Source organism: Lysobacter capsici (assembly GCF_018732085.1).
Taxonomy (GTDB): Bacteria; Pseudomonadota; Gammaproteobacteria; order Xanthomonadales; family Xanthomonadaceae; genus Lysobacter; species Lysobacter capsici_A.
Window position 1 is genome coordinate 2,580,696 of record NZ_CP076103.1, and the last position, 12,437, is coordinate 2,593,132.

General features: G+C 66.9%; 12 protein-coding genes. 7 read left to right on the forward strand and 5 right to left on the reverse strand.

The features are described 5' to 3' along the window. Window positions 1-116 precede the first annotated feature (116 nt). Window positions 117-410, forward strand: a complete 294-nt coding sequence (locus KME82_RS10850) for a hypothetical protein (RefSeq protein ID WP_215498511.1) — start codon at window positions 117-119, stop codon at window positions 408-410. Window positions 411-605: 195 nt separating this feature from the next. Here KME82_RS10850 and KME82_RS10855 read toward each other — a convergent pair whose 3' ends face one another. The 5 genes from KME82_RS10855 to KME82_RS10875 all read right to left on the reverse strand — a co-directional run bounded on the left by KME82_RS10855 (window position 606) and on the right by KME82_RS10875 (window position 6,355). Beyond that, window positions 606-1,340: a methyltransferase family protein gene (locus KME82_RS10855; RefSeq protein ID WP_215498512.1), complete on the reverse strand. Its 735-nt coding sequence runs from the start codon at window positions 1,338-1,340 to the stop codon at window positions 606-608. Window positions 1,341-1,439: 99 nt separating this feature from the next. Beyond that, window positions 1,440-1,832: a hypothetical protein gene (locus KME82_RS10860; RefSeq protein ID WP_215498513.1), complete on the reverse strand. Its 393-nt coding sequence runs from the start codon at window positions 1,830-1,832 to the stop codon at window positions 1,440-1,442. Window positions 1,833-1,875: 43 nt separating this feature from the next. Next, window positions 1,876-3,081 (reverse strand): acetyl-CoA C-acyltransferase, encoded by a 1,206-nt coding sequence (locus KME82_RS10865; protein WP_215498514.1) that lies wholly within the window; start codon window positions 3,079-3,081, stop codon window positions 1,876-1,878. Window positions 3,082-3,213: 132 nt separating this feature from the next. Next, window positions 3,214-5,589 carry a 3-hydroxyacyl-CoA dehydrogenase/enoyl-CoA hydratase family protein gene (locus KME82_RS10870; protein WP_215498515.1) on the reverse strand — a complete coding sequence of 792 codons (2,376 nt, stop codon included), beginning with the start codon at window positions 5,587-5,589 and terminating at the stop codon, window positions 3,214-3,216. Between the two features lie 145 nt (window positions 5,590-5,734). Further along, window positions 5,735-6,355: a TetR/AcrR family transcriptional regulator gene (locus tag KME82_RS10875; protein ID WP_215498516.1), complete on the reverse strand. Its 621-nt coding sequence runs from the start codon at window positions 6,353-6,355 to the stop codon at window positions 5,735-5,737. Window positions 6,356-6,787: 432 nt separating this feature from the next. Between KME82_RS10875 and ndk the strand changes: the two genes are divergently transcribed. The 6 genes from ndk to bamB all read left to right on the forward strand — a co-directional run bounded on the left by ndk (window position 6,788) and on the right by bamB (window position 12,272). Beyond that, the gene (ndk, locus tag KME82_RS10880; RefSeq protein ID WP_056107843.1) at window positions 6,788-7,213 is read left to right on the forward strand and encodes a nucleoside-diphosphate kinase; all 426 of its coding nucleotides are present in this window, start codon (window positions 6,788-6,790) and stop codon (window positions 7,211-7,213) included. 204 nt (window positions 7,214-7,417) lie between these two features. Further along, window positions 7,418-8,587, forward strand: coding sequence for a 23S rRNA (adenine(2503)-C(2))-methyltransferase RlmN (gene rlmN, locus KME82_RS10885; protein ID WP_036103704.1), 1,170 nt, complete (start codon window positions 7,418-7,420; stop codon window positions 8,585-8,587). Further along, complete coding sequence (gene pilW, locus KME82_RS10890; RefSeq protein WP_215498517.1) at window positions 8,574-9,449, forward strand: type IV pilus biogenesis/stability protein PilW; 876 nt, start codon at window positions 8,574-8,576, stop codon at window positions 9,447-9,449. Before rlmN ends, pilW begins: the two co-directional genes overlap by 14 nt. Beyond that, window positions 9,446-10,270, forward strand: a complete 825-nt coding sequence (locus KME82_RS10895; protein ID WP_430538815.1) for a helix-turn-helix domain-containing protein — start codon at window positions 9,446-9,448, stop codon at window positions 10,268-10,270. Before pilW ends, KME82_RS10895 begins: the two co-directional genes overlap by 4 nt. A 134-nt stretch (window positions 10,271-10,404) precedes the next feature. After that, window positions 10,405-11,034 carry a YfgM family protein gene (locus KME82_RS10900; protein ID WP_215498519.1) on the forward strand — a complete coding sequence of 210 codons (630 nt, stop codon included), beginning with the start codon at window positions 10,405-10,407 and terminating at the stop codon, window positions 11,032-11,034. 2 nt (window positions 11,035-11,036) lie between these two features. Then, window positions 11,037-12,272, forward strand: a complete 1,236-nt coding sequence (bamB, locus tag KME82_RS10905) for an outer membrane protein assembly factor BamB (protein WP_215499040.1) — start codon at window positions 11,037-11,039, stop codon at window positions 12,270-12,272. The last annotated feature ends 165 nt before the right edge of the window (window positions 12,273-12,437 follow it).

The window sequence follows — 12,437 nt, forward strand, 5'->3', positions numbered from 1 at the left end:
GGGCAGGGCGGGGCAGATTAAGTAAATTTAATCCCGCCAACACACAGCGGCGGCATCGGGATTGCTAGCATCGCGCTGCGATCGACCTTGCGGTCGCGTTCTCGGGAGACCTCGCCATGCGCCGTACGCTCGCCGTTTCGCTCGCCACCGTCCTGCTGTCCCTGAGCCTGGGCGCGATCGCCGCGCCGCAGCCCGCTCCCGCCACCCAGCCGACGCCGACGACCAAGCCGACCCCGGCCCCGATGCCGTCCGCCAAGCCCGCCGCCGCGCCCACGCCGAAGGCCGCGCCCGCCAAGGCCGCCACCGAACGTTGCCGCGATGACAAGGGCAAGTTCATCGCCTGCGCGAAGAAGGCCGAGACCAAGCGTTGCCGCGATGCCAAGGGCAAGTTCACGGCCTGCCCGAAGTAAGCTTTCACGGCCGGGTCCGTGCGCTTGCGCGCGGGCCCGGTAGTTTTGCTTCACCGGACCGCGCTCCACGACAGCCGCGCTTTCACGACAGCGACGATCCGCGCGGCACGGCCGCGCCTGATCGTCGTGCGCGCGCATCCGCGCCAACTTCTGCGTAAGCGATGCTTGCTGGATTCCTCGCCGATTCGGCCCGGATCAGAACAGCCCTGGAATGAGCCACCAACTGCGCCGCTTGTATTCCGGCCACTGCGGATAGCGCGACATGCTCGCTTCCTTCATCGCCATGTTGACCGCGAACAGGCCCAGCCAGACCCAGGCCAGCACCACCACCGGCAGCCAATGCCAGACCATCAGCGCGAAGCTGCCGTAGATCATGATCTCGCCCAGATAGTTCGGATGGCGCACGTAGCGGAACATGCCGTCGGTGATCAGGCCGCCGCGCAGGCGCAAGGTGAAATATTTCTGCGCGTCGGCGGCGATCATGATCGCGCAGCCGAGAATGCACAGACTGATGCACAGACAAAACCAGGCCGCGTCGGGCAGCGGATAGTCCGGTTGCGACGCGCCTGAAATCAGCAACCACCCGAACACCCAGTACCAGGCCAGCACGCTTGCGAACGCGTTGATCCCGCCGCCGATCGTCACCTTGACCTGCCAGCTCGGATCGGGAAACGCCAGGTCCTTGATGATCCAGACCAGGCCGTAGCTGCCGTGCATCGCCAGATAGATCCACGCCGCCGTCGAGGTGTTGTGGTACCAGGCGATCAACGCGCCGAGAAACACGAAGGTGCCGGCCTTCTGGAAATTGACCACCCAGGCGAGTTTCCAGGGCCGCGGGCCACCGAGGAAATCCTGCGACAGGTAGGTGGTCAGGCGTCGCATCGCGACGGCCCAGGCGGGCGCTGCGGTGGGCACGGCCGATTGGCTCATACGGGCGCTTCTCCGAACGGCATCAGTGCGAGTGCGGAACATCCCATCACGACGCCTGCATCGAGCAAGCGGCGGATGCGGCCGCAGGTGCGTCGCGGATCACCGCTGTCGTTCGTATTCGCGTCGCTCCAGCCAGACCAGCACGGTGCGGACGATCGAGATCAACAGCATCAAGTGGAACAGCACGCTCCACACCAGGCAGGACCCTATGCCTTTGGCGCTCAGGATTTTGTCCTCGCCGTACAGATCGACGAAGCCCGACCATAGCGCAGCCGCAAGCACCACCGGTCCAAGCAACGACGCCAGCTCCCAACGCAGGAAGCTGGCGCCCAGGCTGGCGAAGATGCCGAACCAGGCCATCGTCGCACCGGGGCCGCCGCCGAGCAGCAGCAAGCCCATCACGCCCATCCCGTGCCCGGCGAATACGGGCACGGTGCAATAAGCCAGGATCAACGCAACGGCCACAGCGAACGCGCCGGGTTTGAAGGTCATGGCCACGGCCTCCCTGGCCGTTGCGTGATCGGATGGCGTGAGCTTACAGCGACTCGAACACGCCCGCCGCGCCCATGCCGGTGCCGATGCACATCGTCACCAGGCCGTACTTCTGCTTACGGCGTTGCAGACCATGCACGATCGTCGCGGTGCGGATCGCGCCGGTCGCACCGAGCGGGTGGCCCAGCGCGATCGCGCCGCCGAGCGGGTTGACCTTGGACGGGTCGAGTTCGCTGTCGCGGATCACCGCCAGCGCCTGCGCGGCGAAGGCTTCGTTGAGTTCGATCCAGTCGATCTGGTCCTTGGTCAGGCCGGCCTGCTTGAGCGCCTTGGGAATCGCCGCGATCGGGCCGATGCCCATCACTTCCGGACGCACGCCGGCGACCGAGAAGCTGACGAAACGCGCGAGCGGGGTCAGGCCGTAGTCCTTGACCGCCTGGCCAGAGGCCAGCAACACGGCGGCGGCGCCGTCGCTCATCTGCGAGCTGGTGCCGGCGGTGACGCTGCCGCCGAACTGGCCGTTGCGGAACACCGGCTTGAGCTTGGCCAGCGCTTCCAGCGACGCATCCGGACGCGGGCCTTCGTCGAGTTCGACCAGGGTCTTGCGCAGCTTGATCAGGTTGCCGGACAGATCGGGCTGGTGCGAGATCACTTCGTACGGGCTGATTTCGCTCTTGAACTCGCCAGCCTGCTGCGCGGCGATGGCCTTCTGGTGCGAAGCCAGCGCGAACGCATCCTGATCCTCGCGCGAGATCTTCCATTCCTCGGCGACCTTCTCGGCGGTGATACCCATGCCGTAGGCGATGGCGACGTGGTCGTCGTTGAACACCGACGGCGACAGCGCGACCTTGTTGCCCATCATCGGCACCATCGACATCGACTCGGTGCCGCCGGCCAGCATCAGGTCGGAATTGCCCAGGCGGATCTCGTTGGCCGCCAGCGCCACGGCCTGCAGGCCCGACGAACAGAAGCGGTTGATGGTCTGCGCGGCGATGGTGTTCGGCAGGCCGGCCAGCAGCACGCCGATGCGCGCCACGTTCATGCCTTGCTCGCCCTCGGGCATGGCGCAGCCGATGATCGCGTCGTCGATGCGGTTGACGTCGATGCCCGGCGCCTGCGCGATGACCGACTTGAGCACATGCGCGAGCATGTCGTCGGGACGGGTATTGCGGAACACGCCGCGCGGGGCCTTGCCGACCGGGGTGCGGGTGGCGGCGACGATATAAGCTTCTTGAACTTGCTTGCTCATTAGATTCTCCAAGGGCGGGAATCGGGAATCGGGAATCGGGAGTCGTAAGAGCCTGCGCTCATCGATTCCCGCCCGATCGCCGTATCCCGCTTTAACGATTCTCGATTCTCAATTCCCGATTCCCGCCTGCGCTCAGTTGCGCAGCGGCTTGCCGGTCTTGAGCATGTGCGCGATGCGCTCCTGGGTCTTGGGCATCTGCGCCAAGGCTACGAAGTGCTCGCGCTCGAGCTTGAGCAGCCATTCTTCGTCGACCAGCGCGTTGCGATCGACTTCGCCGCCGCAGATCACGGTGGCGATGCGGGTCGCGATCTCATAGTCGTGCGGGGAGATGAAGCGGCCTTCGAGCATGTTGACCAGCATCATCTTGAACGTCGCGATGCCGACATCGCCGGCGACCTGGATGCGGCGCGCCGGCAGCGGCGGGCGGTAGCCGCTTTCGGCCAACGCGCGCGCCTGGGCCTTGGCCACGTGCAGCAGTTCGAAGGCGTTGAACACGACCCGGTCGCCGTCGCGGGCGAGCTTGAGTTCGCGCGCTTCGAACGCCGAGGTCGAGACCTTGCCCATCGCCACGCTCTCGAACGCGGTCTTGAGTTCGGCGAACACGTCGCCGCCCGGACCGGCGGCTTCGGAGGCGCGCACCGCGAATTCCTTCAGTCCGCCGCCGGCCGGCAGCAGGCCGACGCCGGCCTCGACCAGACCGATGTAGCTTTCCAGCGCGAACACCGTGCGCGCCGAATGCATCTGGAATTCGCAACCGCCGCCCAGCGCGAGACCGCGCACCGCCGAAACCACGGGCACCAGCGAGTACTTGATGCGCTGGCTGGTGGCCTGGAAGTTGGCGACCATCGCGTCGAAGCCCTTGAGATCGCCGGCCTGCAGCAGGCCCAGCGCGCCGGACAGATCCGCGCCGGCCGAGAACGGTTCCTTCGGCTGCCAGATCACCACGCCCTTGAACTTCTTCTCGGCGATGGCGATGGCTTCCTGGATGCCGTTGAGCACATGGTCGTTGACCGTGTGCATCTTGGTCTTGAAGCTGATCACCGCGATGTCGTCGCCGTCGTCGGCCCACAGGCGGATGCCGTCGTTCTCGAACACGGTCTGGCCCTGCGAGAACTTCTCGCCGATCAGCGCGTCGGGGAAGCGCTGGCGCGCATACACCGGGTTGGACGAACGCGGCACCTGGGCGTTGCGGCCCGGGCTGTAGCTGCCGTCCTTGTTGTGCACGCTGTCGCGGCCGTCGAACACCCAGTTCGGCAGCGGCGCGTTGGCCATGGCCTTGCCGGCGACGATGTCTTCGGCGATCCAGTCGGCGACCTGCTTCCAGCCCGCGGCCTGCCAGGTTTCGAACGGGCCGAGCGACCAGCCGTAGCCCCAGCGCATCGCGAAATCGACGTCGCGCGCGGTGTCGGCGATCGATTCCAGGTGGAAGGCGCTGTAGTGGAAGCTGTCGCGGAACACCGCCCACAGAAACTGCGCCTGCGGGTTGGTGCTGGCGCGCAGCGCGGCGAACTTCTTGGCCGGGTCTTTTTCTTTCAGCAGCGCGGCGATGTCGGCATCGAGTTCGCCGGCCGAGACGCGATAATCCTGCGCCTTCAGGTCGAGCACCAGGATGTCCTTGCCCTTCTTGGTGTAGAAGCCGGCGCCGGCCTTCTGGCCCAGCGCGCCTTTCTCGACCAGCGCGGTGAGCCACTTGGGCGACTTGAAGTACTGATGCCACGGGTCGTCGGGCAGGGTATCGCCCATGGTCTTGATGACGTGGGCCATCGTGTCCAGGCCGACCACGTCGGCGGTGCGGTAGGTCGCCGACTTCGGACGGCCGATCGCCGGACCGGTCAGCGCATCGACGGTGTCGAAGCCCAGGCCGAACTGTTCGGTGTGGTGCATCGCGGCCAGCATCGAGAACACGCCGACGCGGTTGCCGATGAAGTTCGGGGTGTCCTTGGCGATCACCACGCCCTTGCCCAGGGTGGTGGTCAGGAAGGTTTCCAGGCCTTCGAGCACCGCCGCGTCGGTGGTCTTGGCCGGGATCAGCTCGGCCAGGTGCATGTAGCGCGGCGGGTTGAAGAAATGCACGCCCAGGAAGCGATGGCGCAGTTTTTCCGGCAGCACTTCGGCGAGCTTGTTGATGCCCAGGCCCGAGGTGTTGGAGGCCAGCACGGCGTGGTCGGGCACGTGGTCGGCGATCTTCTTGTACAGGTCCTGCTTCCAGTCCATGCGTTCGGCGATCGCTTCGATCACCAGGTCGCAGTCGCGCAGCAGTTCCAGGCCGGTGTCGTAGTTGGCCGCGGTCAGGCGCTCGGCCAGGGCCTTGCTGGCCAGCGGCGCCGGGCTGAGCTTGGCCAGGTTGGCGATGGCCTTGTCGACGATGCCGTTGGGCGCGCCTTCCTTGGCGGCCAGGTCGAACAGGACCGTGTCGACGCCGGCATTGGTGAGGTGCGCGGCGATCTGGGCGCCCATGACGCCGGCCCCGAGGACCGCGGCGCGACGGACTAGCAATTGGTTGGACATCGTCTACAACTCCTTGAAGGAATTCGAGAATCTTGGGACGTGGCGAGGGGAGGGGCGTGCTCGGTGAGAGCGGGCGGGTGTACCGGACCGGGGCACTGGGCACTCCGGCGGCGCCGGTCCCCGCCGGGACCGGCGCCCGCGCCGCTCAGCTCTTGAAGCCGGCGGCGGCGAAACGGATCAGTTCGCGGGCGGCGCGTTCACGATGCGCCGCCTCGGTGACACCGGCGGGACGCTTGATCAGGCCGAAGTCGGCCATGGCGTAGGTCAGCGAACCGGCCAGGAAATCCAGGCGCCAGTACAGTTCTTCCTTGCTCAGGCCCGGCACCGCCACGGCGATCGCCTTGGCGAACTCGCGCAGCACGTGGCCGTAGTGGTCGGACAGGAACTTGCGCAGACTGTCGTTCTTTTCGGCGTAGGCGCGGGCGATGACCCGCACGAAGGCGCCGCCGCCGTTGCGGTCCTGGGCCAGGGCCAGGGCGGGCTGGACGAACGCGGCCAGGATCGGCTCGAGCTCGCCCGGATGCGCCTGCACCGCGGCCTTGAGCGCGCTCATGCGCTGCTCGGTCATCTCGTCCATGCGCCGGCGGAAGACCTCGTTGACCAGGTTTTCCTTGCTGCCGAAGTGATAGTTGACCGCGGCGATGTTGACGTCGGCGCGGCTGGTGACCTGGCGCAGCGAGGTGCCGGTGAAGCCGAACTGGGCGAACAGTTCCTCGGCGGCGCCGAGGATGCGGTCCTTGGTCGAGAAATGAGCGGTAGTGGACATGCGGTCGGGCGGACTCCGGGAGCAGGGGATGGCCTTGGGACCGGCCGGGGCGCCGGTCTTGAAGCGGCGGCATGAATCAAACGCTTGTTTGATGCTAGTCCGCAGGGTGCGGGTGCGTCAATCGGTGGGGGCGGGAATCGGGAATGGGGAATGGAGAATCGGAAAAGCGCAGGCGTGGCGATCGGCCCCATTCGCTGCCTTCCGCGTTCCTAATCTCGAATCCGGTTTTCGCGAAATTGCGCTAACCGGCAAAGTCCCGAAGGCGCCAAAATCTCCCCGACGAGGCCTTCCGATTCCCGATTCCCCATTCCCGACTCCCGCCCTTTACATGTAGAATTACGGGAGCCATATCGGCTAAACCCGCGTTTCGTCGCGGGTTTTCTGTTATTCTCAGGGCCGACCGTAAGCGGCCCGCCTACCCGGAGACTTTCCATGGCGCTGGAGCGCACCCTGTCCATCATCAAGCCCGACGCTGTCGCCAAGAACGTCATCGGCGAGATCTATTCGCGTTTCGAAAAGGCCGGCCTGAAGGTCGTCGCTTCCAAGATGAAGCAGCTGTCGAAGCAGGAAGCCGAAGGTTTCTACGCCGTTCACCGCGAGCGCCCGTTCTTCGCCGCGCTGGTCGAATTCATGATCAGCGGTCCGGTGGTGATCCAGGCGCTGCAGGGCGAGAACGCCGTGCTCAAGCACCGCGACCTGATGGGCGCCACCAATCCGAAGGACGCCGCGCCGGGCACCATCCGCGCCGACTTCGCCGACAGCATCGACGCCAACGCCGTGCACGGTTCGGACAGCCTGGAGAACGCCGCGATCGAGATCGCGTACTTCTTCCCGGCCACCGACGTGTACGCGCGCTAAGCCGCAAGCACATCGAGTAACGCAGTGAACGATATCCGCGACAACGCCAACGACCTTCCGCTGCCCGGCGACACGCCCACGACGGAGGCCGGTACGCGCGCGGCGATCGCGATCACCCAAGTCGACAGTTTCAGCGTCGACGGCGCGAGTGCTCAAGGCACGAACGTTGAAAGCGCGAAGGCGCCGGCTTCGGCCGGCGTCTTCGTGCCCGACAACGGCAAGACCAATCTGTTCGATCTCGACCGCACCCAGCTCGAGGACTTCTTCGAGCAGACCCTGGGCGAGAAGCGCTACCGCGCGCACCAGGTGATGAAGTGGATCCATCACCGCTACGTCACCGATTTCCACGACATGACCGACCTGGGCAAGGTGCTGCGCGCCAAGCTCGAAGAGCACGCGCAAGTGCGCGCGCCGATGGTCATCTTCGACAAACCCTCCACCGACGGCACCCACAAGTGGCTGCTCGGCATGGACGCCAAGAACGCGATCGAGGCGGTGTTCATTCCCGACAAGGGCCGCGGCACCTTGTGTGTGTCCTCGCAGGTGGGTTGCGCGCTGAACTGCCAGTTCTGTTCGACCGCGACCCAGGGCTTCAACCGCAACCTGTCGACTGCCGAGATCATCGGCCAGGTCTGGGTCGCGGCGCGTCACCTCGGCAACGTCCCGCACCAGCAGCGCAAGCTCACCAACGTGGTGATGATGGGCATGGGCGAGCCGCTGATGAATTTCGACAACGTCGTGCGCGCCATGAGCATCATGCGCGACGACCTGGGCTACGGCCTGGCCAACAAGCGCGTGACCCTGTCGACCGCCGGCATGGTGCCGATGATCGACAAGCTCGGCGAAGTCAGCGACGTGTCGCTGGCGGTGTCGCTGCACGCGGCCAACGACGAGTTGCGCAGCCAGCTGGTGCCGCTCAACAAGAAATACCCGATCGAACAATTGATGGACGCGTGCGTGCGCTACGCACTGCGCAAGCGCGGCACCTCGGTGACGTTCGAATACACCCTGATGAAGGGCGTCAACGACCAGCCGACCCACGCGCGGCAACTGGTGCGGCTGCTGCGCCAGTTCGACAACGCGGTGCAGATGAAGGACGCGGCCAAGGTCAACCTGATTCCGTTCAACCCGTTCCCGGGCACGCGCTTCGAGCGACCCGACGAAGTCGCGATCCGCGCGTTCCAGAAACTGCTCAACGACGCCGGCATGATCGCGCCGGTGCGCCGCACCCGCGGCGACGACATCGACGCGGCCTGCGGGCAACTCAAGGGCCAGGTCATGGACCGCACCCGGCGCCAGGCCGAATTCCGCAAGCAACTGCAGGCCCAGGGCCTGAGCCAGCCCGACGGGAGCGTCGGCGATGCCGCGGCTTGATTCCGTGCTGTCCGGTCTGACCCTCCGCAACGCTCCGGCCCGCGGACGCGTCCTGCGCCTGCTGGGCCTGCTGACGCTGATCGTGTTCGCCACCGTCGCCTGCAACCGGCTGAGCTTCATCCGGCCGAAGATGGACCGCAAGGGCTTCAAGCAGACCGCGGTGGAGTACGACGTCGGCGACCGGCGCAAGGGGCCCGACGGCGCGGCCGCCGCCCAGGGCCGGGTCCAGTCGGCGCAGCGTTACCTGGAATCGGGCGACCGCGACAAGGCCCGCTCCGAGCTCAAGCAGGCGCTGCAGATCGATTCCAAGTCGGCCGAGGCCTACAGCCTGATGGCGGTGATGGCCGAGATGGACGGCAAGACCAGCGAGGCCGGCGGCTATTACCGCAAGGCCGCCGAGTACGCGCCCGATCGCGGCGCGGCGCTCAACAACTACGGCGTGTGGCTGTGCGACAACAACCGCGCCGCCGAGGCGATGGGCTATTTCGACCGCACCCTGGCCGATCCGCGCTACGGCAGCCCGGCGGTGGCGCTGGCCAACAGCGGCGCCTGCGCCGACAAGCTGGGCCAGAACGACCGCGCCGACAGCGACCTGCGCCTGGCGCTGTCGCTCGATCCCAAATCCACACTCGCGCTGAGCGCGATGGCCAAGCGTCAGTTGCGCCTGGGCAATGCCTTCGAGGCGAGGGCGTTTTCTGAACGGCGACTGGCCATTGAGCCTATTTCAGCTGAAGCGCTGATGACTGCGTCACAAATCGAACAAAAACTCGGCGACACGGCTGCCGCCGCGAGATACGTTCAGCGAATGAGGGCGGAGTTCCCTGACACGCAGGGCTCCGGAATAGGGGATGGCGGTAAGTGATGATGCAGTCGAACGAATTCGCGCCTGAAGGCAGCGGAAGCTGCGGCGCGCGTCTCAAGCAGGCCCGCGAAGCCGCGGGGCTGTCCGTGGAAGACGTGGCCGCGCGGCTGAAAATGCCGGCGCGCGTCGTGTATTCCCTGGAAAACGACGACATCGCCAGCATGGGCGCGCCGGTGTTCGTGCGCGGGCAGTTGCGCAGCTATGCGCGGCTGGTCGGCATCGATCTGGAAAGCCAGCTCAGCGGCACCTCGGTCGCCTCGACCGCGCCGTCGGAACTCATCAGCCACACCCACACCCCGCGCTATCGCCGCGTGTTCGAACAGACCACGCGCCGCGCCGTCTACATCGTCATGACCGCGGCCATCGCGGTGCCGATCTGGATCGCGACCCGCCATCCGGCCAGCAATTCCACCGTGCAGTCGCTGGACATGGCGGCGGTCGCGCCGGGCGCGGCCAATAGCGCCTTGCCGGCCGCACGGCCGTCGTCGGCCACGCCGCCGCAGCGTACCCCGGTCACCGCCTCGATCATGCCGTCGTCGGCCGCCGCCGCCCCGGCCAAGACCCTGGTGCTGAAATTCAGCGGCGACAGCTGGGTGCAGATCGTCGGCGTCGACGGCAGCAAGCTCGAAGAAGGCATCCTCGGCGCAGGCCAGGAGCGCAGTTACGGCCCGGGCGAAGTCGCCAGCGTGCGTCTGGGCAACACCGCCGCGGTGGAAGTCAGCGCCGCCGGCCAACCGCTCGATCTGGCGCCGTTCAGCCGCGCGAACGTCGCGCGCTTTACGCTATCCTCTGACGGTTCCCTCGCGCCAGTCTCCGACTGACCCGCGCTGCGGGTCCGCGAACACCTTCATCGGCCCGACGCTGCATTGAGTGCGGCATCGGGCCGGTCCATTACGGCCCATCCTCGCGCGCTGCGCGGCGTTGGGGCGTTCAAGCAGCTTAGCGACGGCGCATCATGGCGATAGACGACCTGCTCGACGAACACGAACAAAGCGAACGCGTACTGGCGTGGTTGCGCGCCAACGGCGCCGGCCTGATCGGCGGCATCGCCCTGGGCCTGGCCGCGATCGGCGGCTGGAAATGGTGGGGCAACCACCAGCTCGAAGAACACGGCAAGGCCGCCGCGCAGTTCCAGGCCGCCGCCGATGCGGTCGAAGCCAAGGACAAGACCGCCGCGGCCAAGGTCAAGGCGCTGCCGGCCGGAACCTACCAGACCCTGGCCCAGCTCGACCTGGCCAAGTCGCAGGTCGACAGCGACCAGCGCGACGCCGCGATCGCGACCCTGCGCAGCATCAAGACCGAAGACGCCGCGATCGCCGAGATCGTCAACCAGCGTCTGGCGCGTCTGCTGATCGACGCCAAGCAGCCGGCCGAAGCGGTCAAGCTGCTCGACAAATCGACCTCGCCGATGGCGATCGAAGTGCGCGGCGACGCGCAGTTCGCGCTCGGCAAGAGCGAGCTGGCCCGCAACGACTACAGCGCCGCGCTCGGCAAGCTCGACGAGGCTTCGCAGCGTCGCCGTCTGCTCGAACTCAAGCTCATTGAAGCCGGCGGCACGCCGGCCAAGCCCGAGGCCAAATCTTGAAGATGAAGCAAGCTCAGAAGACCGGTCGCAACCTGCGTCCGGCCGTTCGCGTCGCCGCGGTGGTGCTGTGCGCGTTCGCGCTGGCCGGCTGCTCCACGGTCAAGGGTTGGTTCGGCGGCAAGAAGAAGGACGACAGCAAGCCCAACGAGCCGGCCGAACTCACCGATTTCACCGCCAGCGTCAAAGTCGACAAGATCTGGTCGGTCAACGCCGGCAAGGGCGAGGACCGCATCGGCGTGCGCCAGGGCCCGGTCGTGGCCGACGGCCGCGTCTACGCCGCGGCGATCAAGGGCGGCGTGCATGCCTACGACCTGCAGACCGGCAAGCAGGTCTGGGAATACATCCCCAAGCGCAAGGACAAGGACAAGAAGGACAAGGACATCAGCCTGTCCGGCGGCCCCGGCGCGGGCGACGGCCTGGTCGTGATCGGCGGCCTGGATGGCGAAGTGATCGCGCTCGATGCCGCCACCGGCGCCGAGAAGTGGACCGCCAAGGTCACCAACGAAGTAATCGCCGCGCCGGCGATCGGCCTGGGCCTGGTGTTCGTGCGTTCCAACGACGGCCGGGTCACCGCGTTCGACGCCGCCAGCGGCGAGCGTCGCTGGTTCTGGACCCATGAAGTGCCGATGCTGTCGCTGCGCGGCAACGGTTCGCCGGCGATCGGCCCGGGCTTCGTGTTCGTCGGCAACGACGACGGCACGCTCAGCGCGCTGGCCGCCAGCGACGGCCGCCCGACCTGGGACCAGCCGGTCGCGCAGCCCGAGGGCCGCAGCGAACTCGACCGCATGGCCGACGTCGACGGCACCCCGGTGCTGGACGGCACCGTGCTGTACGCGAGCAGCTTCAAGAAGCAGACCGTCGCCATCGACGCCCCGAGCGGCCGTCCGATCTGGGTCAGCGAACACGGCGGCGCGGGCCGCGTCGGCCTGGCCAGCGATCGCCTGATCGTCAGCGACCCGGCCGGCACCGTCTACGGCCTGGACCGCTCCAGCGGCAGCGCGCTGTGGTCGCAGCCCTCGCTGGCGCGCCGCAACCTGACCGGCGCGGCCGTGCAGGGCGATTACGCGGTGGTCGGCGATTACGACGGCTACGTCCACTGGATGAAGCTCGATACCGGCGAGTTCGCCGCGCGCGCGCGTGTCGGCGGCAAGTCGCTGCGGGCCGCCCCGGTGGTCGCCGACGGCGTGCTGATCGTGCAGAACATCAAGGGCGAGCTGACGGCGTTCAAGTTGCAGTGAGGCCGGGAATGGGGAGTCGGGAATAGGGAATCGGTGGTTCGGCGCGGCTTGTCGATGCGCAGTCTCCGGTTCGGTTCGCGCTCCTTGTTTCATGATGTTTCGCGGCCCGGGTGGCGATCAGCCGTCCCGGGCCGTTTGTTTGAATGCTCTTGCGTATTTGCGTGC